The sequence below is a fragment of the Variovorax flavidus genome, assembly GCF_030317145.1.
GTDB lineage: Bacteria > Pseudomonadota > Gammaproteobacteria > Burkholderiales > Burkholderiaceae_C > Variovorax > Variovorax flavidus.
Map to the genome: position 1 here is coordinate 148,903 of NZ_JASZYE010000006.1, position 23,624 is coordinate 172,526.

Here is a 23,624-nt window from a genome sequence, read left to right on the forward strand (position 1 = left end):
GGGCCGGTGAAGGCTACTTCACCGGCATGGGCAGGATCGCGTCGCCCCCGGGCACTTGCTTCAGTTCCCCGCTGGAGGGCAAGGCGGCCGCGGCCTTCCCGACCTGCACCGGGATCGACGTCGCGCTGGTCGCGCCATATTGCGCCGTGAAGACATGGAGGTAGCCGACGCCTTCCGCGCCGGGCACGACTTCCACGGTCAAAGTGGTCGGCCCACCGGCCGGAAGCGTGCGCGTCACCTCGGTCGCGCCGAGCGACAGCCCTCCGTCGACGGACAGCCGCAGCGCAGCCCCGCCTGGATCCGTGATGCCACTGAACGTCAGCACCACCGTGATTGCCTTGCCCACCTGCGGGGTCGCCTCGGCCACCCGGTACTGCACGCCGACGCCGGAGCCATTCCCCTTCATGGGAGCGGCTTTCATCTTCCCTTGTGCTGCGGCGGGCTTCGTGCCGCGAGGATCGCCGGCACTGTCGGCGACGGCCGACTCATGGGCGCACAGGGCCAGCAGCAACGCCGCCGTACCGGCGCCAGCGCGCAGGCTGGCGTTTGCGAACCCGCGCCTCATTGAATGGTGACGGTGAAACATGTCGCTGCCGAGGAGTTGTTGAAGTCGTTGATTACCAGAACGCTTTCGCCGGCCGGGAGGCCGACCGAACTCGTTTCGGTCGTGCCGACGGCCGTGGCCTCCGCGATCTTTCGGCCGCTGTAGACGACGAAATCCGGGTCCGATGCGGCCGGGCCAGCCACCGTGATCAGGTAATTGCGCGACGACGGCGTAGCGAACCGGAGATAGACGTAGTCGCCGAGCTTGTTGCCGGGCCCCGCCTGGTTGGTGACGCATGCGGACGTGCTGCCACCGACCGCGGCGCTCCGATAGAGCGGTATGGGGTTGGCGACGCCTGAAATGCCGCCGCTGTTCGACTCCAGCGTCCCGAACGGATCATTGGCGGCGCCGCTGATGTTCTGGGCGACGAGAAGCCCCGCCAGGGTCGAGGCGCCTGCAGGTGCGGCGGCGTCGAACGCTGCGGTGAAGGGGTGGATGGAGGTCACAGCCAGGCCGCTCTTGAACGGGGCGCCAGTCAACGCATCGTGGATCGGCTTGAACCCGACCACGCTGTTCAGCTTCCACAGGATGGAGTGGATGGACGCCTCGCGATACCAGCCTGGGTTGGGGCTGGCACCCGTCGCCAGGTCGACGTTGGAGCCCTGCGCCTGCCTCGGGCCGGTCGCGTCGGTGTAGTTGCCGCGGCCGAGCGCGATGCCAGACCAGGCATTGCCCCACCCCTCGGAAAATGCGACCCGCCGGTCCAGGCTGTCCGTCATGGAGTGGCTGCCGCCTGGCGAATCGTCGCGGCTGAACGCCGATTGGTAATAGTGACCCCATTCGTGAGCGATCACCGAGGCGTCGTACTCATCGGTGTCGACATCTTCCTTCCCGAGGACATAGATGGCAGGGGCCCCGTCGGAATCGCTGAAGAAGGTCGTGCCGATCTGGCCCAATGTGGGATTGCCGTCCGCAGGCAGGTTGTTGACGCTCCAGAAGACGCGCAGCACGGGAAAGACCGTGCTCGGCGCCACGGACAAGACCTTGGCCTGCGCCGTGTAGACAGTGTCGAGCAGCGCAAAAGGCGCTGCAATACGGCCCGAGGTGTAGCTCGATCCGCCCCAGCCGGATGGCGCGTGAAGATTGCGCGTGCCCGCCGCCACGCCGGTGGAGAACGCCGGGGTTTCCATGGCGTAGATGGCACTCGACTGGGTATTGTCCCGAACGGTGACGTCCCAGTTGGCGCCAGACCCGGCCTGCAGCATCTGGGCTTTCACTCGCACGACCACGAGGGTGCTGGATGGCACGGCAACGGAGTAGGCGCCATTGGCATCCGTTGTGGTGGTGGCCACGATCGCCGATGACGCGGCGCTGACGATATCCACGACAGCGCCACGGACCGGCTTCGGGGCGGTTGCGGCATACAGGAGCGCGCCCGTCGTGTTGGGGACCGAATCGTAGGTCGCGACGCCATTGAGCGTGACGGTCGTCGCGCCGGGGACACCACCGCCAGCCAACGCCAGCGCCGCAGCATTGCCCCCTCCCCCTCCTCCGCCGCCGCATGCCACGAGCAGCGTCAAGGCAGCCAGCGCCAATCCTCGCCAGATCCAGATTCGTGTCATGCGCAAAGCCCTTGTTAGCGTCACGGCCCCAGATGCCGCCGCGTCTGGGATCTAGGATGCCACACCTGCAGGAAAAGGAAAAAGCCCGATTGCATTTCTGCAACCGGGCTTTTTAGTAAGCAAAGGTACTTACTGGAGCTTGATTTCGACGTCCACGCCAGCCGGGAGGTCGAGCTTCATCAGCGCGTCCACGGTCTTGTCGGTCGGGTCGACGATGTCCATCAGGCGCTGGTGCGTGCGGATCTCGAACTGGTCACGGCTCGTCTTGTTGACGTGCGGCGAACGCAGGATGTCGAAACGCTTCATGCGGGTCGGCAGGGGCACCGGGCCCTTGACGATCGCGCCGGTGCGCTTGGCGGTATCAACGATTTCGGCTGCCGACTGGTCGATCAGCTTGTAGTCGAACGCCTTCAGGCGGATGCGGATTTTTTGCTTGGTAGCCATGATGATTCCTTCGTGCGTACGAATCAGATGTCGAGGATCTTGGCCACGACGCCCGAACCGACGGTACGGCCGCCTTCACGGATGGCGAAGCGCAGGCCTTCTTCCATCGCGATCGGGTTGATCAGCTTCACCGTGATGGACACGTTGTCGCCGGGCATGACCATTTCCTTGTCCTTGGGCAGCTCGATCGCGCCAGTGACGTCGGTCGTGCGGAAGTAGAACTGCGGACGGTAGTTGTTGAAGAACGGCGTGTGACGGCCGCCTTCGTCCTTCGACAGCACATACACCTCGGCGGTGAAGTGCGTGTGCGGCTTGATCGAGCCGGGCTTGCACAGCACTTGGCCGCGCTCGACTTCTTCGCGCTTCGTGCCGCGCAGCAGCACGCCCACGTTGTCGCCTGCCTGGCCTTGGTCCAGCAGCTTGCGGAACATTTCCACGCCGGTGCAGGTGGTCTTGACCGTCGGGCGGATACCCACGATTTCGATTTCTTCGCCGACCTTGATCACGCCGCGTTCGACCGCGCCGGTCACCACGGTGCCGCGACCCGAGATCGAGAACACGTCTTCCACGGGCATCAGGAACGCACCGTCCACCGCGCGCTCAGGCGTGGGGATGTAGGTGTCCAGGGCGTCGGCCAGCTTCATGATGGCGCCTTCGCCCAGTTCGCCCTTGTCGCCTTCCAGCGCCAGCTTGGCCGAACCGTGAATGATCGGGGTGTCGTCGCCAGGGAATTCGTACTTGTCGAGGAGTTCGCGAACTTCCATTTCGACCAGTTCGAGCAGCTCCTTGTCGTCGACCATGTCGCACTTGTTCAGGAACACGATGATGTAGCCCACACCCACCTGGCGAGCCAGCAGGATGTGCTCACGGGTCTGGGGCATCGGGCCGTCAGCGGCCGAGCACACCAGGATCGCGCCGTCCATCTGGGCAGCGCCGGTGATCATGTTCTTCACATAGTCGGCGTGACCCGGGCAGTCCACGTGCGCGTAGTGGCGGTTGGCCGTTTCGTATTCGACGTGCGCGGTGTTGATCGTGATGCCGCGTGCCTTTTCTTCGGGCGCCGCATCGATCTGGTCATAGGCCTTCGCTTCGCCGCCGAACTTGGCCGACAGCACCGTCGCAATCGCCGCCGTCAGCGTCGTCTTGCCATGGTCCACGTGACCAATCGTGCCCACGTTCACGTGCGGCTTCGTACGGGTGAATTTTCCTTTTGCCATTTTCTATCCTTGAAAGAGCAGTGCCCGTGTGGGGTTTAACGTCTGCACCCTGTTGCTGGTTCTCTCGCCACGGGCAGCGAGAGGCACAAGGTCGCAGACAGATCGGATGCTTACTTCGAACGCGACGCGACGATGGCTTCGGCCACGTTGCGCGGTGCTTCGGAGTAGTGCTTGAATTCCATCGTGTACGTGGCGCGGCCTTGCGTGGCCGAGCGCAGCGTCGTCGAGTAGCCGAACATTTCCGACAGCGGGACTTCAGCCTTGATGAGCTTGCCGCCGCCGATCATGTCGTCCATGCCTTGCACCATGCCGCGACGCGAGGACAGGTCGCCCATCACGTTGCCGGCGTAGTCTTCCGGGGTTTCGACTTCCACGGCCATCATCGGCTCCAGGATCACCGGCGAAGCCTTGCGGGCGCCTTCCTTGAAACCGAAGATCGCGGCCATCTTGAACGCCATTTCGTTCGAGTCCACGTCGTGGTACGAACCGAAGTGCAGCGTGACCTTGACGTCGACGACCGGGTAGCCGGCCAGCACGCCTTGCGTCAGCGCTTCGATCACGCCCTTTTCGACCGCGGGGATGTACTCGCGCGGCACCACACCGCCCTTGATCGCGTCGACGAACTCGAAGCCCTTGCCGGCTTCGTTCGGCTCGAGCTTGAGCACGACGTGGCCGTACTGGCCCTTGCCGCCCGACTGGCGAACGAACTTGCCTTCGGCATCTTCGACCGTCTTGCGGATGGTTTCGCGGTAGGCTACTTGCGGCTTGCCGACGTTGGCTTCCACGCCGAACTCGCGCTTCATGCGGTCCACGATGATTTCGAGGTGAAGCTCGCCCATGCCGGAGATGATGGTCTGGCCGGATTCTTCGTCGGAACGCACGCGGAACGACGGATCTTCCGAAGCCAGGCGCTGCAGCGCAATGCCCATCTTTTCCTGGTCGGCCTTGGTCTTCGGCTCGACGGCCTGCGAGATCACGGGCTCGGGGAACTCCATGCGCTCGAGCGTGATGATCGCGTCCGGGTCGCACAGCGTTTCGCCGGTGGTCACATCCTTCAGGCCCACGCAGGCGGCGATGTCGCCGGCGCGGATTTCGTCGATCTCGAGACGCTCGTTGGCGTGCATCTGCACGATACGGCCGATACGTTCCTTCTTGCCCTTGACCGGGTTGAAGACGGTGTCACCCTTGCTCAGCACGCCCGAGTAGACGCGCACGAAGGTCAGCTGGCCGACGTACGGGTCGGTCATGAGCTTGAACGCCAGCGCCGAGAACTTTTCCTCGTCGGCCGGCTTGCGGGTCGTTTCCTTCTCGTCGTCGTCGGTGCCTTCGACCGGCGGAATGTCCAGCGGTGAGGGCATCAGTTCGATCACGGCGTCGAGCATGCGCTGCACGCCCTTGTTCTTGAACGCGCTGCCGCACATCATCGGCTGGATCTCGCCCGCGATGGTGCGCGTGCGCAGGCCGAAGGTGATCTCTTCCTCGCTGAGGTCGCCCTCTTCGAGGTACTTGTTCATCAGCTCTTCGGAGGCCTCCGCGGCGCTCTCGACCATCTTCTCGCGCCATTCCTTGGCGGACTCGAGCAGCTCGGCCGGGATCTCGCGGTATTCGAACTTCATGCCTTGCGAAGCCTCATCCCAGATGATGGCCTTCATCTTGCGCAGGTCGACCACGCCCTGGAACTTGTCCTCGGCGCCGATCGGGATCACGATCGGCACGGGGTTGGCCTTCAGGCGGTCCACCATCATCTGGCGCACGCGGAAGAAGTTGGCACCGATGCGGTCCATCTTGTTGACGAACGCGAGGCGGGGCACCTTGTACTTGTTGGCCTGGCGCCAAACGGTTTCGGACTGGGGCTGCACGCCGCCGACCGAGTCATACACCATCACGGCGCCGTCGAGCACGCGCATGGAACGCTCCACCTCGATGGTGAAGTCCACGTGGCCGGGGGTGTCGATGATGTTGATGCGGTGCTCGGCCAGCGAGTGGTCCATGCCCTTCCAGAAGCAGGTCACGGCAGCCGAGGTGATCGTGATGCCGCGCTCTTGTTCCTGCTCCATCCAGTCGGTCGTGGCCGCGCCGTCATGCACTTCGCCCAGCTTGTGGGTCACGCCGGTGTAGAACAGGATGCGCTCGGTGGTGGTCGTCTTGCCGGCGTCGATGTGGGCCGAGATACCGATGTTGCGGTAGCGCTCGATGGGGGTCTTGCGTGCCATGAAATTTACTCCGTTAACGGATGAAAGCCCGCCCACCGCACTCGGTGGGTCGGGCTTCCAGCCTGTCTGTTTTTAGGGGGGACGACTCTTTAGAAGCGGAAATGGCTGAAGGCCTTGTTGGCCTCGGCCATGCGATGCACTTCATCGCGCTTCTTCATGGCGCCGCCACGGCCTTCCGTGGCTTCCATGAGTTCGTTGGCCAGACGCAGGGCCATCGACTTCTCGCCGCGCTTGCGGGCGGCTTCCTTGATCCAGCGCATCGAGAGCGCCAGACGACGGACCGGGCGCACTTCAACCGGCACCTGGTAGTTCGCACCGCCCACGCGGCGCGACTTCACTTCGACCATCGGCTTGACGTTGTTGATGGCGATGGTGAAGGCTTCCAGCGGGTCCTTGCCCGGGTTCTTCTTCTCGATCTGGTCGAGCGCACCATAGATGATGCGCTCGGCGATCGCCTTCTTGCCGCCTTCCATGATCACGTTCATGAACTTCGACAGCTCGACATTGCCGTACTTGGGATCCGGCAGGATTTCACGTTTGGGGACTTCGCGACGACGTGGCATTTTTCTAACCTCTTTGCTTCAGTTGGCACCGATTCCGGTACCGCGAGAGCCAACAAGACTCTCACTTACTCGACCCAACAGCGGGTCACTACGCTCGGCGCGCCAGCCAGGCACCCGAACACCGTTGAACGACAGGAAGGCTTAAGCCTTCTTGGGACGCTTCGCGCCGTACTTGGAACGCGATTGCTTGCGGTCTTTCACGCCTTGCAAGTCGAGCGAACCGCGCACGATGTGGTAACGCACACCGGGCAAGTCCTTGACACGACCGCCGCGAACCAGCACGACGCTGTGTTCCTGCAGGTTGTGGCCTTCGCCGCCGATGTAGGAAATGACCTCGAAGCCATTGGTCAGGCGCACCTTGGCGACCTTACGCAGCGCCGAGTTCGGCTTTTTCGGGGTCGTGGTGTAGACCCGGGTGCAGACACCGCGACGTTGCGGCGAGTTCTGCATGGCAGGGCTCTTCGACTTGATCTTTTCGACCTCGCGACCCTGACGCACCAGTTGATTGATGGTTGGCATGAATGAATAAATCCCAAAACACTCCGGCCGGAGTCCTCTTCACGACGTGACATGACGCGAGGGGCCGGGAGATGACGAAAACGTGAAACCCTTCGGTTTTTTCCGAAAAGCCCACGAGTATAGCACTGACCTTGGCTGAGCAACAGCTACTTTATCCAGAGGCGGACAGCGTCCCACGCGCGGCCCAGGAGGCCCGCCTGGTCCACGGCGTCGAGTGCAACCAATTGCACCTCGGTCACCGGCTGGTCCGCCAGGGAGACCTTCAGCGTGCCGACGGGCTGGTTCTTGGCGAATGGCGCAACCAGCGGGTCCGGGCGCGCGACATACGTCTTGATCTTGCTGGCGGAACCGGCCGGGACCGCCACCACGATCGCCTCAGGGCGGCCCAGCTTGACCGTGTTTTCCTTGCCCTTCCACACCGGCGGCGTCGCGACGGCCTGGTTGGCGTCGAACAGGCGGACTGCGTCATAGGCGGTGTAGCCCCAGTTCAGGAGCTTCTGGGATTCGTTGGCGCGTGCGTTTTCGCTGGCAGTGCCCAGGACGATGGACAACAGACGCCGGCCACCGCCGAGGTTCGGGAAATCGCGCTTCGCCGTCACCACCATGCAATAGCCCGCGGCGTCGGTGTGGCCGGTCTTCAGGCCGTCGACGGTCGGATCGCGGAACAGCAGCAGGTTGCGATTGGTGTCGTTGGTCGATGGCGTGCCGGGAAAGCGGAACTTCTTGATCGAGTAATAGTGCATGTACTCCGGGAAGTCACGCATCAGCCGCGTCGCCAGGATGCTCAGGTCGCGCGCGGTCGTGGTGTGCCCCGGGGCGGTGAGGCCTTCCGGGTTCTTGTAGACCGTGTTCTTCAGGCCGAGCACCTTGGCCTGCTCGTTCATGAGTTCGACGAAGTGCTCGACCGTCCCGCCCACGCCTTCGGCCAGAGCGATCGTGGCGTCATTGCCCGACTGGACGATCAGTCCCTTGATCAGGTCTTCGACCGGCACCTGCATCTTCGGGTCGATGAACATCCGCGAGCCGGGCATCTTCCACGCGCGCGTGCTGACGGGCAGGGTCTGCTGCAGGGTGATCTTCTTGGACTTGAGCGCGTCGAAGACCAGATAGGCCGACATCAGCTTGGTGAGGGATGCCGGCTCGACCGCCGTGTCGATGTCCTTCTGCGCCAGCATCTGGTTGGCGGTGACATCGAGCAGCAGGTAGCTGCGCGCCGCGACTTCGGGTGGCGCCGGAACCTGCGCGGCGGCGATCAAGCAAATGGATGCGGCAGCACTCGCTGCCAACGCGCGCAGCGTCTTGAACAAACGATTCATGGGGATGCGGGAGACGGAAACTAGCCCGCGCGAAGATGGCGGACGACAAGATTCTTGAGCAGCGGCAATTGTCCGTGAAAGAAATGACCGCCCCCGGGAACGACTGTGACAGGAAGTGACTGCGGCCGGGCCCAATCCATCACGGCGGCGAGCGGGACGGTGTCGTCCTGCTCGCCGTGCACGACAAGCGTGCGTTCGTGCGACTCAGGCGGCAGCGTCGCGACTGAAAAGCGCGACGCGGCCGTGCCGACGAGGACGACGTGGCGGATGTCGCGCGCAGCCCAGAGCGTTTCGATGGCGCCGCTCGCGACGAAGGCGCCGAACGAAAAGCCCGCGATGGCCAGCGGGCCCTCGGGCGCCAGTTGCCTGACGAGTTCGAGCATGTCCTCGCGCTCGCCTCGCCCTTCGTCGTGGACGCCTTCGCTGGCACCGACGCCGCGGAAGTTGAAGCGCAAGGCGGTCCAGCCGCAGGCGACAAAAGCGCGTGCCAGCGTCTGCACCACCTTGTTGTCCATGGTTCCGCCAAAGAGCGGATGCGGATGCGTGATCACGGCGACGCCCAGTGCAGGGGCGCCTTCGGCTGCAGGATCGCGCAGTACCTCGATGGCCCCGGCAGCACCTTTCAGTTGAAGTTTCTCAGTGCGCGAATTCATCGAAGCGGCCTCAGCGTCCGACGTCCGGAGGAAGGAGCAGGCGCTCGACCACCTGCCCGTTCTTCAGATGCGAATCGACGATCTCGTCGATGTCGTCCTTGTCGACGTAGGTGTACCAGACCGCTTCGGGATAGACCACCGCGACCGGGCCACCCGCGCAACGGTCCAGGCAGCCCGCCTTGTTGACGCGAACCTTGCCGGGTCCGGCCAGTCCGACCTCCTTCACCCGCGCCTTGCAGCGGTCGAAGCCTTCCTGCGCGTTGTGCTTCGAGCAGGAGTCTTCGCCGCTCTTGCGTTCGTTGAGGCAGAAGAAGATGTGACGACCGTAGTAGCCCGCCGGCGCGGGGGTGCTTGAACTGGACATCGAAACATTCTATTGAGCGTCGCCGCGGCAATGCGCCAACAGGGTCAGTTCGCGCTCAGGCGCCCTTCGCGCGGCTCGACAGCGCCATCAGCACGTAGCCGAGCGTTGCGAACGGCCACAGCCATCCCAGCCACTGCGCGAGCCCATGGAAACGGATGAAGCGCCCCTGCTCCCAGGTCGCCAGCGTCTGCGCGAAGTAGGCGCTTTCGGGCGCCTGGTTCAGCAGGCTCAAGTGCACCACCAGCGCGACGAGCAGCAGGGCCGCACAGAAACGGCGCGGCGCTCCCAGCAGGAGGACACCGACGAACAGCGCCGCCGCGATACCAATCTGGACCGGCAGGCTCAGCCACGCCCAGGCGTGTTCCGGGCCGTAGCTGAGCGCGGCCGACAGCGCCGTCGCCGCCATGCCACCCAACAACGTCAGCGGCAGGAGGATGGCGCGCCGTGCGATGGAGCGCGTGATCAGGAAGGCGAGCAGGCACGGCACCAGCGCGCCGAGCATCACGCACAGCAGTTCGACGCCGGGCACCAGCGGCTCGAGTTCGAACTGGCGCACGGGCAGCCAGTCGATGAAGGGCGTGTCGAGCAGCCATTCCGAAATCGCCGTCTCGACCCGCTCGAACACCTGCCCGAGGCCGAAAGTGACCGCGGCCGGAAACAGCAGGGCCGGAGGCCACAACGCCAGCAGCACGAGGCCGCCGCGCGAATCCTCGACGAACCAGTTGGAACGGGTCCGATGCCAGTGGGCCACCGCGCCGAATCGCTCGAGTGCCGCTGCCAGCACGGCCCCTGCAAACGCACCGGCGATGTTCAGGCCCAGGTCGACATTGGAAGGAATACGCGCCGGCAGGTAGCTTTGCAGGGTCTCCATGGCGAACGAGATCGCCGCGCCCGCCGCCGTCGCGCGAAGCACGGCGCCCACGACGCCGGCCGCGGGGCGGGTGCGAAGTACGGTGATCCCAGCCAGGAAGCCGAGCGGCATATAGCCGACGACGTTGATCCCGAAATCGAAGGCAGTCCAGTACCGCGGCCAGGGCGCGGCCAGATAGGCCCAGGGCGCAATGCCCTGGTCGCGCCAGTCGGCGAACGGATAGAGGCTCGCGTAGACGATCAGCGCCGCATACGCGAGCGCGAGCGGCAGTGCAACGGACTTGTGCTGCTGCGTTGCCACAGCGCTCAGAAGGGCTTCACGACGACCAGCACCACGATGCCGAGCAGCAGGAGCACCGGCAACTCGTTGAACCACCGGTACCAGCGGTGGCTCCGCTGGTCATTGCCCGCGGCGATGCGGCGCAGAAGCACGCCGCAGCCGTGGTGGTAGCCAATCGCCACGAGCACGAGGGCCAGCTTGGCATGCATCCAGCCATTGCCAGGGCCGCGCCCGATGCCATAGCCGAGCCAGAGCCACAAGCCGAACCCCAGGGCCGGCACCGCCAGGAAGGTGGTGAAGCGGAACAGCTTGCGCGCCATGAGCACCAGCCGCGCGCGCTCCGCGACGGATTCCGGCGCCACCATCGCCAGGTTCACGAAAATCCGCGGCAAGTAGAAAAGGCCCGCGAACCAGCTGGCAATGAACACGATGTGCAGCGATTTGACCCAGAGCATGGCGGCAGTTTAGTGGGGCATGCCCGGCGCGGACTTCGGGCGTGCGGCGCGATCGCCGCGCAAAAAAAAGCCCGGCGTCGAACGCCGGGCTGGGAAGCCCTTTTGCTGTCACACATCAAGGCACCCGCTCAGGGAGGAAAAGCGGGGAGCGGCAAGCCGCCCAGGACAGAATTTAACAAAGGCAAAACAACCTATCAAGCAACCAGTGACTTTTTTTGACCTTTCGGTTGATAAAAACAATACTGCTTGGTTGTTTTGAGCATGTTTCCAACGGAATGTCGTACGGAAGCATTCGACGGCGGCGCCCCGCGCCGTTGGGGCACAATTTTCGCCATGACCCTTCATGCCCCATTTCCCGCCGGCCGGCCGCGCCGGTTGCGCAGGGATGCCTTCACGCGCAATCTTGTACGTGAGCACATGCTCTCGCCGCACGATCTGATCTATCCCGTCTTTGTGCAGGAAGGCCAGAAACGTCGCGATGCGGTCTCATCGATGCCCGGCGTCGAGCGGCTCAGCCTGGATCTGCTGCTGCCGGTCGCGGAGCAATGCGTCGCGCTCGGCATCCCGGTGATGGCCCTGTTCCCCGTCATCGATGCGTCGCTGAAGACCCCGGCCGGCGATGAGGCCTTCAACCCCGACGGCCTGATCCCGCGCGTGGTCGCCGCCCTGAAGGCGCGCTTTCCCGAACTCGGCGTGATGACCGACGTCGCCCTGGACCCCTACACGAGCCACGGCCAGGATGGCCTGCTCGACGACACCGGCTACATCCTCAACGACCCGACCGTCGAGGTGCTGGTCAAGCAGGCGCTGACGCAATCGCAGGCCGGCGTGGACATCGTCGCCCCAAGCGACATGATGGACGGCCGGATCGGCGCGGTCCGCAATGCGCTCGAATCGCGCGGTGACATCCACACGCGGATCATGGCCTACAGCGCCAAGTACGCGAGCGCCTTCTATGGTCCCTTCCGCGACGCGGTCGGCTCGGCCGCCAATCTCGGCAAGAGCAACAAGAAGGTCTACCAAATGGACCCGGGCAACAGCGACGAGGCGCTGCGCGAAGTCGCGATCGACATCGCCGAAGGCGCCGACATGGTGATGGTGAAGCCCGGCATGCCCTATCTCGACATCGTGCGGCGGGTGAAGGACGAGTTCCACGTGCCGACCTTCGCCTACCAGGTCAGCGGCGAGTACGCGATGCTCAAGGCCGCTGCCCAGAACGGCTGGCTCGACCATGACGCGGTGGTGCTTGAAAGCCTGCTGGCCTTCAAGCGCGCGGGTGCCGACGGCGTGCTCACCTATTTCGCGCTCGATGCCGCCCGATTGCTGAAGCAGGCTTGATGCGCATTTTCAAGATCGACGGCACACGGGTCAGCGAACACGACGCGCTCGCGCCCATGGCCGCGCCGGGGGCCTGCGAACAAGGTTATCTGTGGCTGTCTATGACGCGGGACGAGTTCCGCGCCTCGCTTACGCAAGTCCAGGACGTCCTGCAATCGCTTTGCAACACGCACCTGGTCGATCTGCACGTGAGCGATCTGCTCAACGACCAACTGCCGTCGCGCTATGACTACACGTCGCAGTACGACCTTCTCGTCTTTCGACGGCTGGCCGCCTCCAACGGCACGGATCAGTCATCGAAAGCGCATGAGACCGCCGTTCCGCATGGCGGCCCGCCCGTGCTCCGGCGTGTGGACACGCGGCCCGTGGGATTCGCGGTGTTCGATCGCGTCCTGCTGTCGGTGCATCCCGAAGACGGCGCGGTGCGCGATGCATTCGCCACCAAGCTGCTCGCCGCAGCCGCGCCCGGCGATCGCGGCCGCGCCGCGTTGCCGGCGCTGGACGTGCGCGCCGTCTCCGCAAGGATCCCCTCCAGTCCGGCGGATCTCATGCTGCGCGTCATCAATCAGATCGTCGATGCCTATCTCGACCTGCGACGCGAGTTGACCCGGCAACTGGACCACTGGCAGGCGGAGTTGATCGATCCCCGGAGCCGCTTCACGAACTGGAACGAACTGATGGGCGCCCGGCAGTCGCTGCATCACCTGGATGAGATCTGCGAGGACCAGCGCGCCTGCATCCAGGACTGGATCGATTCCCTCGAAACCTTGCCGACACCGGCCGGTGCCATGGAACAGCGCGAGAGCGAACTCGTCATGGTTCGCAGCCGGGACGTGCTGGAGCACATCGAGCGGGTGGTGCATCACGTGCGGCGGCTCGAGCAGAACGCCGAAACCGCCGTCCAGATGCATTTCAGCGTGCAAAGCCACCGCGCGAACGACATCATGCGAGTGCTGACGGTGCTCACCGCGGTGTTCCTGCCGCTCAACCTGATCGCGGGCATCTTCGGCATGAACTTCGAGTTCATCCCGCTCGTGCACAAGGCCGACGGCTTCTGGATCGCGATGGGATCGATGGGCGTGATAGCGGTGGTGCTTGTCGCCGTGTTCTGGCGCAAGCGCTACCTGGCGCGGCCGCACTAGACGCCGGACGAAGAAAAGCCGGGCGGCGCTTGCGCACCGCCCGGCTTTTTTCAGGCCGAAGCCCGGATTACTTGGCCGTAGCCGCGCCGTCCTTCTGCGCTTGAACGCGGGGCTCGACCGACTTGTTCATCGTCGAGATCACGCGGCTGTTGTACTTCGAGCCGGGGACCACATTGGAATCCACAGCGTTGGCCGTCGCGATGGCCTGTGCGCGCACTGCAGCCGGGTCGGCCGTCGGGGTGAAACGCTCGGCACCACGCGAACCGCGCGGGATGTTCTGGTCAGCGGCGGCAGCGGCGCTCACGGCTTCGGCGCTGACTTCGGCGCGGCTCTTGGCCGAAGCGCCAGCGTGCACGCCGTCGTAGGTTTCGGCTTGGGCGCCAGCGGCAGCGGCAGCGAGGATCGAGAGAGCGGCAGCGGCGAGGATGTGCGAGGTCTTCATTTCAGTTCCTTGTTCGTCGGAGTTTGTTTTCAAAACCAGGCTCGCTGTCGCTGGCCTGTGCCGCGAGTCTCTGATGAAACACCTACGGGAAAACACCAAGAAACGAGACACCGCGTTTCCGCGATCGAAACAATCCTGTGCGAAAAGACGGCGCCATGAAAAAACCGGGCCGCAGGGGCCCGGTCTTCATGGCGATCGCAGATCAGAGACCGGCTTGCTGCGACACCGGGCGAACGATCTTGTATTGCGACGGGACCACGCTGTTCACGAAAGCCTTGCGGTCCAGGTTCTGGTTCGCTTCGTGTGCGGTCGCGACGGCTTGGGCGCGGACGGTTGCACGGTCGGCCGATGCGGTCAGCGCCGGGGCAACGCGCGACGACACGGCGTCAGCGTACGGGTTCTCGCTGCGGGCGGCGACCACGGCTTGCGCGTTCACGTCGGCGCGGCTGTTGGCCGACACGGGCGCGTGCACGCCTTCGTAGGTTTCGGCTTGTGCGCCAGCGGCGGCGAGAATCGTGAGAGCGGCGGCGGCGATGATCTTCGAGGTCTTCATTTCAATGTCCTTGTTGGTTCTGGAGGTTGTTGAACGGGCCGCCTGGTTCAGCGCCTGTTCACTCAGACCAGCCTGGGCTGCTCTGTGGAGGTGGAGTTTGCCGCCAAAATGTAGGTGAAAACCCTAGCAAAACGAACCACGGTGTTCATCAAATCGAAACAATGGAAGCCGAATGGACGGTCTTGACCTGCTGAAAGCCTTTCGCGAAGTCGCCGCGCGCGGCAGCTTTTCCCGTGCAGCCACGAGCCTCGGCATGTCGAAGGCGAACGTCAGCAAATACGTGGCGCAGCTCGAAGAGCGCTTCGGCGTGCGCCTCCTGAACCGCTCGACACGCTCGGTCAGCCTCACCGATGCCGGGCTTCTCCTGCTCGAACGCAGCAAGCCGTTGATGGAGATGGTGGAACTCACGCAGACCGAACTGCAGGAACATGCGGGCCACCCGCGCGGACGGCTGCGGATCACGGCGCCCCACGGACTCGGACAGAGCACCTTCCCAGGCATCGTCGGCGAATTCATGGCGACCTATCCGGACGTCCACGTGAGCCTGCACCTGAGCAACCGCGTGATCGACCTGGTCGAGGAAGGCGTGGACATCGCGCTGCGCCTGGGCCGCATCCGCGATGAAAACCTCATCGTTCGCCGGCTGCGCCTGATGGACCTCGCGCTGTGCGCCAGCCCCGCCTATTGGTCGAAGCGCGGCCTGCCCAAGAAACCCGACGACATGCGCCGGCACGACGTGCTGACCTACTCGCTCGCCGGCGGCGCACCGCATCTTCCCTTCGAGGTGGACGGCGAACCTTACAGCGTGCCGGTGCACAGCCGCATGGACGCCAACGATGCCGCACCGCTGATCGGCGTGGCGCTTGCCGGGCTCGGCGCGGTGTGCGTGCCGGCGATGATGGCGCAATCGCACATCGAGCGTGGCGCACTGGTGCCTGTGCTGAAGGAATACATGCCGCGCGACCTGTGGCTGTATGCGGCGTATTCGCAGCGCCGGCACAACAGCGCCGCCCTGCGCGCATTGCTGGATTTCCTGGAAGCGCGCGTGCGAGACCCCGAGCCTTCCGAGAAACCGGTCGCACGCACGGCCGGCAAGCGCAACGCCAGGCAGCCGGCTGTTATCTGAGCCCGAACAGCGCCGCCGCGTTGCCCCATGCGACACGCTGCGCCACATCGGGCGGCAGGTCGCCGAGCCAGGTGCGGTAGCCGCGCATGATCTCGTCGTAGGCGCTCCAGCGCTGGTTGACCCAGGTGTCGGAGCCCACCATGAAGCGTCCCGGGTACTTGAGGATCAGCGCGCGCCATTCAGGGCACAACACGCCGCCGTCACAGGTCAGCCCCGGCCGATAGGACAGCTCTCCCATCAACAGCGGATAGCGCTCCAGCAGCGCTTGCACCCGTTCGACGGGCGGCCCGCCGATGCCGGTGTGCGCCCAGATCAGGCGCAGCGTCCGCCCCTCGGAGGGCGCATGGGCCATCAGCAGATCGATGGCGACGTCGTCGACGTGCGCAAGCACGGCGAGCTTCTTCTGCTCCGCCAGCACGACCAGCTTCTTCGCGACCGGCCCGTTGGCATTGGCGCTGTCATAGAGGTGGAATTCACCCAGCCCCTTGTAGGGCCCGCTCGCGGTACCGCGGGCGAGTTCGGTCTGGACCATCTCGTAGATGCTGTCGTCGCGAAACCAGTTGTCGTAGTCGGCACGGTTCCGGTAGAGCCGCACGAAGGGCACCACCGAGACGCCGGCCTCGCGCGTCTCGCGTGCAGCGGCGAGCGTCTGTGTTCCGGCGTTGGGGCGCGAATTGGCGACGATGGCCTTCACGCCGTTGCGCTGCATGCGCGCCAGCGCATCGGCTGGCGGATAGGGCCCGGTGTTGCCGTCCCAGGCCTCCTGGTTGTAGTGCAGGTGCGTGTCGAAGAGCGGCCCCGTGTAGTCGGCCGCCTGGGCGACCGACACGAGGGCGATCGTGATGGCGACCCATGCGCCGCGCACGAGAGCTGACACGCCCCGCCCCGGATCAGCCGATGTGCTTCGCGAAGAACGCCAGCGTGCGCTCCTTCGCCACCTTGGCCGACTCGGCGTTGTACGAACCCCGCTGGTCGCAATTGAAGCCGTGGTCGGCTTCGTAGACGTGAACCTCGACTTCCGGATGTGCCTTCTTGAAGGCCTCGACCGTCTCGACAGGAATCCAGTGGTCTTTCTTGCCGAAATGCGCGAGCACAGGCACCTTGGGCTTGCGCGCGGTTTCTTCCGGCGTCGTCATGCCGCCGCCGTAGTAAGGCGCTGCGGCCGCAAGGCCCGAGAGCTGCTGTGCAGAGCGCCAGGTGAGCAGGCCGCCCCAGCAATAGCCAACGATCCCGACCTTGCCGGCCTTCGACACGTAGTCGACGGCTGCCTGGAGGTCCTGCATCACGCCCGGCGCGGGCAATGCCTCGACGGCCATCTTCAGCGCGAAGCCGGCCTTCATGTCGTCTTCGGAATAACCGAGTTCGACGCCTTGCTTCACCCGATGGAAAGTCGCTGGCGCGATTGCCAGATACCCGTCGGCCGCATAGCCGTCGGCCACCGAGCGGATGTGCGAGTTGATGCCGAAGATCTCCTGCACCACCACGACGGCGCCCTTGGGCTTGCCCGAAGGCTCTGCAACGTAGGCGGGAAAGGTGAAGCCGTCTTTGGCGGTGAGATCGATGAATTGACCCATGGTCAGACTCCTGTAGTTGATGGTTGTTGCTTCAAAGCACGTTCGACGAAATCCAGGCGATCCTGCCCCCAGAAGATCTCGCCGTCGATCACGTAGCTCGGCGCGCCGAACACTTTGGCGTCGATGGCCTGCTGCGTGTAGTCCTCGTAGCGCTCCTGTACGGCCTGGCTTTGCGACTGTTCGGTGCGACGACCCGAGAGCCCGCATTCGACGGCCAGCGCCTCCAGCACTTTGGGGTCGGCGATATTACGCTCCTGCACCCACACGGCGGCGAACACCGCGCCGCAAAGCTTCATCGCGGCATCGGTGCCGTCGTGCAGGTCGACGGCGACGATCAGCTTGGCCGCATCGTCGCTCGGCACCGGAAAGAATTTCGGCTTGGGGTTCAGCGGGATGTCGAGATGCCGCGAGAAGCGCGCCAGTTCGACCAGCCGGTAGGCTTGCCGTTGCGGCGCGCGCTTGCCGAGCGGAAGGCCGCCCGACACGGGGAACACGGCACCGAAATCGATCGGGCGCACCCGGACCGTGGCGCCGGACGACTTCGCAAGGGCGGCAAAGCGCGCATGGCCCAGGTAGGTCCAGGGACTCTGGGGCGTGAAGTAGTAGTCGATGCTGCGGCTCAAGAGCGTCTCCTCGGTGATTTAATCCGTGCGGACAGGTTTTAACTGACGCACGGCTTCTGTGCAGGAGGTGGGTTTTGAACCAGGTGCTCTTGATCACCGGAGGCAGCCGAGGCATCGGCGCCGCAACGGCTTTGCAGGCTGCCCGTCGCGGGTATGCCGTCGCGGTCAACTACGCGAGCAATTCGCTGGCGGCCGACGAGGTGGTGCGGACCATCCGCGCGGGCGGCGGCACCGCAATCACCGTGCAGGCCGATGTCGGCGACGAGGCGCAGGTGCTGGCGATGTTCGAGAAGGTCGACGCCAAGCTCGGCCGCCTCACCGCGCTGGTCAACAACGCCGGCGTGGTCGACATCCAGGCGCGCGTCGACGAGATGAGCGTGGCGCGCCTCGAACGCATGCTGCGCATCAACGTGATCGGCAGCTTCGTCTGCGCCCGCGAAGCCGTGCGTCGCATGAGCACGAAGCACGGCGGCAGCGGAGGTGCCATCGTCAACCTGTCGAGCGCGGCAGCCCGGCTCGGCGCGCCGGCCCAGTACGTCGACTACGCCGCGAGCAAGGGAGCGATCGAAACCTTCACCGTCGGGCTTGCCAAGGAAGTCGCCGACGAAGGCATCCGCGTCAACGCGGTGCGGCCGGGTTTGATCGACACCGAGATCCACGCCTCCGGCGGACTCCCCGACCGCGCGTTCCAGCTGGCGCCGACCGTACCCATGAAGCGCACCGGCAGCGCCGAGGAAGTCGCCAACGCCATCGTCTGGCTGCTCTCGGACGAGGCGAGCTACGTCACCGGAACCTCCCTGGACGTGACGGGCGGTCGCTGATGGCCACGCCCACGATGGACCTGATCAAGCCGCTGATCACGCTGCTGGCCATCGTGAACCCGCTCGCGATCGTCCCCTTCTTCATCCACTACACGCAGGAATGCACCGAGCACCAGCGCAAGCGCACGGCCTGGGTCTCGGCCTTCAGCGCCTTCGTGGTCATCGCGGTGAGCGCCCTCATCGGATTGCAGCTGCTGTCCTTCTTCGGCATCTCGATCGCGAGCTTCCAGGTCGGCGGCGGGATGCTGCTGCTGATCAGCTCGCTCAACATGCTCAACGCGCAACCGGCCGAGTCCAAGACCAGCAAGGACGAGATCCGCGCCACGGAGGTCAAGGCCTCGCTCGGCGCGTCGATCGCGGTGGTGCCGCTGACCATTCCGCTGCTCACCGGTCCGGCCACCATGTCGACGGTGGTCATCTTCGCCGACCGGACTCAGCACGTCTGGGAGCTGGCGATCCTGGTCGGCTACGGCGTGGTGATCGGCCTGGCGACCGGCATCACCTTCTCGCTGGCGGAGCCGATCGCGCGGGTGCTCGGCAAGACCGGCATCAACGTCATGACGCGGCTGATGGGCCTGATCCTCGCGGCGCTGGCCGTGGAGGTGATGGCCGATGGGCTCGGCACGCTGTTCCCGGTGCTGCGCCGGGCGCTCTGATCGGGCACCCTACCCCACCGGCAGTTCGACGATTTTCGGCGTGACGGCATCGCCGTCCAGCAGGAGTTCGGCGACCGCGATGGGCAAGCGAAAGCGCCGCGGCCCCGCGCTGCCCGGATTGATGTACAGCACGTCGCCGCGCATCTGTGCCAACGGCCGATGCGAATGCCCGGACACCACGACGCCAATGCCCTCGGCGGCCGGGTCGATGCGCAGGTCCGCAAGGTCGTGGATGGCGTAGAGGCGCAGCCCGCCGACGTCGATCAACGCCGTCTCCGGCACCGCCTGCGCCCACGGCCCGGTGTCGTTGTTGCCGCGCACCGCGGTCACCGGCGCGATCGCGGCCAAGTCATCGAGGATGCGCTGCGACCCGATGTCGCCGCCATGGACGATGTGGTCGCAGCCCTGCAGGAAAGCCAGGGCTTCGGGCCGAAGCAGCCCGTGCGTGTCGGAGATCAGGCCGATGCGTTGCATGCGGCTGGGTGCGCGCGCGTTGCGCGTCAGCGAATCTGGTCCACCCACGCGACCAGATCGGCCGCGACCGCATCGCTCGCAGCCGCCAGAGCCTTCACGCCGCCGGGGGCGTCGTGGCTCGGTGCGGGCCGCTGCGCCGTGAAGGTGCGTTGCGCCAGCACGCGGTCGCCGCCGGGATTGCTGCGAATCAGCGTGGCGCTGATGCGCACCAGCCCGGCGCTGCTCGTCGGCGACTCGAAGAAATGGCTGAACTCTTCCAGCGACAGGCGCAGCGTGTCAGGCACGCGGCCTTCGGTACGGGCGATCGTGGCGCTCTCCTCCGGACCCAGCACCGTGTGGCCGACGACGAGCGCCTCGCGCACGCGCTGGCGCACCAATTGGGCGGGCGCCTGACTCCAGCGCGACTGACCGTAGGGACGCAGTTCATTCGCGTCGGCATAGCCGAGGCGGTAGAGCATCTGCGTGCCGTCCAGCCGGGAAGTGGCGTCGATCTCGGCCAGCGCGATGGGCGGCAGCGCAGCCTTGGCGGTGGTCGGAGCCGGCGCAGGGGCCACGGCGCCGGGGCCGAAGTCATAGAGCGTGGCGCGGGCCGGCTTGTCGGGCAGCGCGCCGCACCCCGTCGCCAGCACCACCACCGCCATGCAGCCCAGGCCAGAAAGCCGCATCCACGGGGCAGCGGTCGCGATCTTTTTCAGTGCGTCGTACATGGTCATTACCTTCAGGGGCGTGCGGCGGGTGCGGAGAAGCCGGGCTCGCCCGGGCCCGCGAGGGCACCGCCGTTGCCGAACAGCAGCGATTGCGGGTTGTCGTTGATGCTGTCGGCCGCGCGCCCGAGCCGGCGCACGGCGCGGGAGGTATCGTCCGCCACGCGATTCACACGCGGCAGCGTCGCGTTGTTGAAGGACTCCACGGCCTGCGACAGCGCCTTGGTGCCGTCGCCCAGCCGGTCGATCGGTCCGTCCGCGGCGTTGAGCCGGCCGACGGTGGTGTTGAGGTTGTTCGCCACGCGGGAGACGTCGGAAGCGGCGGCCTTGACGGTGATCATCGTGTCCTTGGTCCGGTCCACCAGCGGAGGCAGGGCCTTCAGCGCCGGGTTGAGCCCCGTCTTCACCGTGTTGTCCAGCGACTGCGTGAGCTGGTTGGCACTGGCCGCGGCGAGCGAGATGCTCTCCAGCGCGTCGGCGATGCGCTTCTGGTTGTCGTCGCCCAGCAGCGTGTTGACACGCCGGGTCGCTTCCTCGACCTTGCCGATGATCGCCTCGCCGCGATCCTGCAATTGGGCGAGCAGCGAGGGCTTGAGCGGGATGCGTGGCGGCTCGTCGTTGTTGGGCACGAGCGCCACCTGCGATTCGCCCTTGTCGTCGAGCGCGATGAAGGCCAGGCCCGTCACGCCCTGGTAGCTGAGCGTCGCGAAGGTCGAGGTCGTGAGCGGCACGCGCTCGTCGACCGTGATGCGCACGCGCACATTGCCCTTCACCTTCGGGTCGAAGTCGATCGACGCGACCTTGCCGACGGCGATGCCGCGGTAGCGCACCATCGCCTGCGGCTGCAGCCCGCTGACCGGATCACGCGTGGAGAGCTCGTAGAGGTTGCGCACGGTGTCGTCGCGCGTGAGCCAGACGACCAGCGCAACGAGCACGGCAATCAGGCCAAGCACGAAGGCGCCGGCAGCGAGGGCGTGGGCCTTGTTTTCCATGGCGTCTACCTTTCAGTTGAGGGGGCCTGGCTGCCCGATGGCCGTCCCGTGAGGGCCACGGGCGCCGACCCGTCATGCAGGGCTTCCATGGCACGCTGGCCACGGCCGCCGAGAAAGTACTCGTGGATGAACGGATGCGGATATGCGATCACGTCGCGCGCCGTCCCGGCGACGATGACCTTCTGGTCGGCCAGCACCGCGATGCGGGTGCTCAGGTCGAACAGGGTGTCGAGGTCGTGCGTGACCATCACCACCGTGAGGCCGAGCTCGCGGTGCAGGCCGCGCAGCAGGTCGCAGAAGCCGTCGGCGCTCTCGGGGTCCAGGCCGGCGGTGGGCTCGTCGAGCAGCAGCAGCGGCGGGTCCATGATCAGGGCCCGGGCCAGCGCCACGCGCTTGATCATCCCGCCGGACAGGTCCGACGGGCTCTTGGTCGCCTGCTGCGGACTCAATCCGACCATCTGCAGCTTGACCAGGGCCGCATCGCGAATCAGGTCGTCGGGCAGCAGCTTGAGTTCCCGCAGCGGGAACGCGATGTTGTCGAGCACGCTGAAGGCGGAGAACAGCGCGCCATGCTGGAACAGCATGCCGACGTTGGCCGCCCCCATCGCGCTGAGTTGCCCCGGCGGCCGGCCAAGCACGCTGACCTGGCCCTTGCTCGGGTGCTCCAGCCCGAGGATCTGGCGCAGCAGCACGGTCTTGCCGGTGCCCGACCCGCCCACGAGCGACAGCACCTCGCCGCGCATGATCGTCAGGTCGAGATCGCGGTGCACCACCTGGTCGCCGTCGGGCGACTTGAACACGGTCCAGAGCTTGCGGATCTCGACGACGCTCGTCGCGTCGCTGCTGTTCGGGGTATCGGTCATGCGCGCAGCCCCACACCCTTGAACAGCACGGCGAAGAGCGCGTCGACCAGGATCACGATGGTGATCGAGGTCACGACCGAGGAGGTGGTGCCGCGGCCGAGGCTCTCCGTGTTGGGCTTCACCTTCATGCCGAAATAGCAGCCGATCAACGCGATCAGGATGCCGAACACCGCCGACTTCGACATCGCGAGCCAGAGGTTCGACAACGGCACCGCGCGCGGCAGGGCCGAGAGGAAGTACGACGGCGAGATGTCGAGCGACAGGTCGGCCGCGATCATCCCGCCGAACAGCGCCGCCATCGAGGTCCACATGCTGATCAGCGGCATGGCGATGGCCAGCGCCAGCACCCGCGGCATCACCAGCCGGAAGCCGTGCGGGATGCCCATCACGCGCATGGCGTCGAGTTCCTCGGTCACCCGCATCACGCCGATCTGCGCCGTGATGGCGGAGCCGGAACGCCCGGCGATGAGCACCGCCGCCAGCACCGGGCCCAGCTCGCGGATCAGCGAGAGGCCGAGGATGTTGACGATGAAGGTCTCGGCGCCGTACTGGCGCAACTGCTGCGAGGTGAGGTAAGCCAGCACGATGCCGATGAGCAGTCCCACCAGCGCCGTGATGGGCAGCGCGGTGGTACCGAACTGGTACAGCTGGCCCGAGAAGTCGCGCCACGGTCCGCGGTGCGGCGCCCGGATCAGCTTGCCAACGTCGAGGGTGAGCTGCCCGATGAGGCGGAGGAAGTCGCGCGCCACGAACATCATGCGCGGGCCGTTGTGCGCAAAGGCCTTGAAGCGCTCCGCCAGCGTCGGCCTCGTGTCGATCGGCGCAACGCAGGTGTAAAGCGCGACCTGGTCCAGCACGGCCTTGTGCTGCGAATCCATTTCGAGGTGCGGCGGCCACGCCTTCTGCCAGTGATTCCAGAGCAGCTGGGCGCCGATGTGATCGAGCTGTTCGATGGGCCGCAGGTCCCAGCGCCGATCGTCCTGCGCGGGGACGCATTCGAGATCCTGCGAGACGGACTCCCACGCGCTGGGCGACGACATCGCCAGCGCGGTCCAGCGGCCGCTTGCAATGGCCCAGTGGGCGCCGTCGTGGTCGTGCTCCTCGACGCGCGGTTGCACGCTGTCCGCGTCTGGCGCGTCGGCGGGCGATGGCGGGTCGATGGGCATGAAGCGGAGTGAGGTGCGGCGGCGAAGAACGCAACATCGTAACCGGGTGCGTCTGCGCCGGACCGGGCAATCCACCCCCGTCCGCGTAGG

Annotated in this window: 27 protein-coding genes; 5 read left to right on the forward strand and 22 right to left on the reverse strand. The window is 65.6% G+C overall.

All coding sequences use genetic code 11. The features are described from left to right. Positions 1 to 13 precede the first annotated feature (13 nt). The 12 genes from QTH90_RS24400 to QTH90_RS24455 all read right to left on the reverse strand — a co-directional run bounded on the left by QTH90_RS24400 (position 14) and on the right by QTH90_RS24455 (position 11,060). The gene (locus QTH90_RS24400) at positions 14 to 421 is read right to left on the reverse strand and encodes a hypothetical protein (RefSeq protein ID WP_286667150.1); all 408 of its coding nucleotides are present in this window, start codon (positions 419 to 421) and stop codon (positions 14 to 16) included. A gap of 140 nt (positions 422 to 561) precedes the next feature. Continuing rightward, a complete protein-coding gene (locus QTH90_RS24405; RefSeq protein ID WP_286667151.1) occupies positions 562 to 2,139 on the reverse strand; it encodes a hypothetical protein in 1,578 nt (525 codons plus the stop codon). 156 nt (positions 2,140 to 2,295) lie between these two features. Beyond that, positions 2,296 to 2,610 carry a 30S ribosomal protein S10 gene (gene rpsJ, locus QTH90_RS24410; RefSeq protein WP_028250951.1) on the reverse strand — a complete coding sequence of 105 codons (315 nt, stop codon included), beginning with the start codon at positions 2,608 to 2,610 and terminating at the stop codon, positions 2,296 to 2,298. Between the two features lie 23 nt (positions 2,611 to 2,633). After that, positions 2,634 to 3,827: an elongation factor Tu gene (gene tuf / locus QTH90_RS24415; RefSeq protein WP_286667152.1), complete on the reverse strand. Its 1,194-nt coding sequence runs from the start codon at positions 3,825 to 3,827 to the stop codon at positions 2,634 to 2,636. A gap of 110 nt (positions 3,828 to 3,937) precedes the next feature. Next, complete coding sequence (fusA, locus tag QTH90_RS24420) at positions 3,938 to 6,040, reverse strand: elongation factor G (protein ID WP_286570319.1); 2,103 nt, start codon at positions 6,038 to 6,040, stop codon at positions 3,938 to 3,940. Positions 6,041 to 6,129: 89 nt separating this feature from the next. Further along, complete coding sequence (gene rpsG, locus QTH90_RS24425; RefSeq protein WP_286508375.1) at positions 6,130 to 6,603, reverse strand: 30S ribosomal protein S7; 474 nt, start codon at positions 6,601 to 6,603, stop codon at positions 6,130 to 6,132. A 141-nt stretch (positions 6,604 to 6,744) separates the two neighbouring features. Then, positions 6,745 to 7,122: a 30S ribosomal protein S12 gene (gene rpsL / locus QTH90_RS24430; protein WP_028249584.1), complete on the reverse strand. Its 378-nt coding sequence runs from the start codon at positions 7,120 to 7,122 to the stop codon at positions 6,745 to 6,747. Between the two features lie 146 nt (positions 7,123 to 7,268). After that, on the reverse strand, positions 7,269 to 8,438 hold the full coding sequence (locus QTH90_RS24435; protein WP_286667153.1) for a D-alanyl-D-alanine carboxypeptidase family protein: 1,170 nt from the start codon (positions 8,436 to 8,438) through the stop codon (positions 7,269 to 7,271). Between the two features lie 20 nt (positions 8,439 to 8,458). Next, positions 8,459 to 9,091, reverse strand: a complete 633-nt coding sequence (locus tag QTH90_RS24440) for an alpha/beta hydrolase (RefSeq protein ID WP_286667154.1) — start codon at positions 9,089 to 9,091, stop codon at positions 8,459 to 8,461. Between the two features lie 10 nt (positions 9,092 to 9,101). Beyond that, the gene (locus QTH90_RS24445; RefSeq protein WP_286667155.1) at positions 9,102 to 9,455 is read right to left on the reverse strand and encodes a (2Fe-2S) ferredoxin domain-containing protein; all 354 of its coding nucleotides are present in this window, start codon (positions 9,453 to 9,455) and stop codon (positions 9,102 to 9,104) included. A gap of 55 nt (positions 9,456 to 9,510) precedes the next feature. Then, complete coding sequence (locus tag QTH90_RS24450) at positions 9,511 to 10,626, reverse strand: VanZ family protein (protein ID WP_286667156.1); 1,116 nt, start codon at positions 10,624 to 10,626, stop codon at positions 9,511 to 9,513. A gap of 5 nt (positions 10,627 to 10,631) precedes the next feature. Continuing rightward, complete coding sequence (locus tag QTH90_RS24455) at positions 10,632 to 11,060, reverse strand: CopD family protein (protein ID WP_286667158.1); 429 nt, start codon at positions 11,058 to 11,060, stop codon at positions 10,632 to 10,634. Between the two features lie 333 nt (positions 11,061 to 11,393). On the opposite strand from QTH90_RS24455, the gene hemB reads away from it, so the two are divergent. Next, on the forward strand, positions 11,394 to 12,398 hold the full coding sequence (hemB, locus tag QTH90_RS24460) for a porphobilinogen synthase (RefSeq protein WP_286667159.1): 1,005 nt from the start codon (positions 11,394 to 11,396) through the stop codon (positions 12,396 to 12,398). Continuing rightward, positions 12,398 to 13,540 carry a magnesium transporter CorA family protein gene (locus QTH90_RS24465; protein ID WP_286667160.1) on the forward strand — a complete coding sequence of 381 codons (1,143 nt, stop codon included), beginning with the start codon at positions 12,398 to 12,400 and terminating at the stop codon, positions 13,538 to 13,540. The genes hemB and QTH90_RS24465 overlap by 1 nt, the downstream gene beginning before the upstream one ends. Positions 13,541 to 13,607: 67 nt before the next feature. On the opposite strand, the gene QTH90_RS24470 is transcribed toward QTH90_RS24465, so the two are convergent. Continuing rightward, positions 13,608 to 13,982, reverse strand: a complete 375-nt coding sequence (locus QTH90_RS24470) for a DUF4148 domain-containing protein (RefSeq protein WP_286667161.1) — start codon at positions 13,980 to 13,982, stop codon at positions 13,608 to 13,610. A 202-nt stretch (positions 13,983 to 14,184) separates the two neighbouring features. Then, the gene (locus QTH90_RS24475) at positions 14,185 to 14,535 is read right to left on the reverse strand and encodes an alpha/beta hydrolase (RefSeq protein ID WP_286667162.1); all 351 of its coding nucleotides are present in this window, start codon (positions 14,533 to 14,535) and stop codon (positions 14,185 to 14,187) included. Positions 14,536 to 14,707: 172 nt separating this feature from the next. Here QTH90_RS24475 and QTH90_RS24480 point away from each other — a divergent pair, with 172 nt between their 5' ends. Continuing rightward, the gene (locus QTH90_RS24480; RefSeq protein ID WP_286667163.1) at positions 14,708 to 15,661 is read left to right on the forward strand and encodes a LysR family transcriptional regulator; all 954 of its coding nucleotides are present in this window, start codon (positions 14,708 to 14,710) and stop codon (positions 15,659 to 15,661) included. On the opposite strand, the gene QTH90_RS24485 is transcribed toward QTH90_RS24480, so the two are convergent. The 3 genes from QTH90_RS24485 to QTH90_RS24495 are packed head-to-tail and all read right to left on the reverse strand — an operon-like array spanning position 15,654 to position 17,858. Continuing rightward, on the reverse strand, positions 15,654 to 16,526 hold the full coding sequence (locus tag QTH90_RS24485) for an amidohydrolase family protein (RefSeq protein ID WP_444814756.1): 873 nt from the start codon (positions 16,524 to 16,526) through the stop codon (positions 15,654 to 15,656). The genes QTH90_RS24480 and QTH90_RS24485 overlap by 8 nt on opposite strands. A gap of 25 nt (positions 16,527 to 16,551) precedes the next feature. Beyond that, on the reverse strand, positions 16,552 to 17,235 hold the full coding sequence (locus tag QTH90_RS24490) for a dienelactone hydrolase family protein (RefSeq protein WP_286667164.1): 684 nt from the start codon (positions 17,233 to 17,235) through the stop codon (positions 16,552 to 16,554). A 2-nt stretch (positions 17,236 to 17,237) separates the two neighbouring features. After that, positions 17,238 to 17,858: a 2-hydroxychromene-2-carboxylate isomerase gene (locus tag QTH90_RS24495; protein WP_286667165.1), complete on the reverse strand. Its 621-nt coding sequence runs from the start codon at positions 17,856 to 17,858 to the stop codon at positions 17,238 to 17,240. A gap of 74 nt (positions 17,859 to 17,932) precedes the next feature. On the opposite strand from QTH90_RS24495, the gene QTH90_RS24500 reads away from it, so the two are divergent. Both QTH90_RS24500 and QTH90_RS24505 read left to right on the forward strand, forming a co-directional pair. Further along, positions 17,933 to 18,679, forward strand: coding sequence for an SDR family oxidoreductase (locus tag QTH90_RS24500; RefSeq protein WP_286667166.1), 747 nt, complete (start codon positions 17,933 to 17,935; stop codon positions 18,677 to 18,679). 14 nt (positions 18,680 to 18,693) lie between these two features. Beyond that, on the forward strand, positions 18,694 to 19,335 hold the full coding sequence (locus QTH90_RS24505; RefSeq protein ID WP_286667253.1) for a MarC family protein: 642 nt from the start codon (positions 18,694 to 18,696) through the stop codon (positions 19,333 to 19,335). A 9-nt stretch (positions 19,336 to 19,344) separates the two neighbouring features. On the opposite strand, the gene QTH90_RS24510 is transcribed toward QTH90_RS24505, so the two are convergent. Genes QTH90_RS24510 through QTH90_RS24530 form a run of 5 tightly spaced genes read right to left on the reverse strand, consistent with a single transcriptional unit; the run spans position 19,345 to position 23,534 of the window. After that, a complete protein-coding gene (locus tag QTH90_RS24510; RefSeq protein WP_286667167.1) occupies positions 19,345 to 19,809 on the reverse strand; it encodes a metallophosphoesterase family protein in 465 nt (154 codons plus the stop codon). 26 nt (positions 19,810 to 19,835) lie between these two features. Continuing rightward, the gene (locus QTH90_RS24515) at positions 19,836 to 20,516 is read right to left on the reverse strand and encodes an ABC-type transport auxiliary lipoprotein family protein (RefSeq protein WP_444814755.1); all 681 of its coding nucleotides are present in this window, start codon (positions 20,514 to 20,516) and stop codon (positions 19,836 to 19,838) included. Between the two features lie 11 nt (positions 20,517 to 20,527). Next, positions 20,528 to 21,505, reverse strand: a complete 978-nt coding sequence (locus QTH90_RS24520; protein ID WP_286667168.1) for an MlaD family protein — start codon at positions 21,503 to 21,505, stop codon at positions 20,528 to 20,530. A gap of 5 nt (positions 21,506 to 21,510) precedes the next feature. Further along, positions 21,511 to 22,368 carry an ABC transporter ATP-binding protein gene (locus QTH90_RS24525; RefSeq protein WP_286667169.1) on the reverse strand — a complete coding sequence of 286 codons (858 nt, stop codon included), beginning with the start codon at positions 22,366 to 22,368 and terminating at the stop codon, positions 21,511 to 21,513. Further along, positions 22,365 to 23,534, reverse strand: a complete 1,170-nt coding sequence (locus QTH90_RS24530; RefSeq protein ID WP_286667170.1) for an MlaE family ABC transporter permease — start codon at positions 23,532 to 23,534, stop codon at positions 22,365 to 22,367. Before QTH90_RS24530 ends, QTH90_RS24525 begins: the two co-directional genes overlap by 4 nt. Between the last annotated feature and the right edge of the window lie 90 nt (positions 23,535 to 23,624).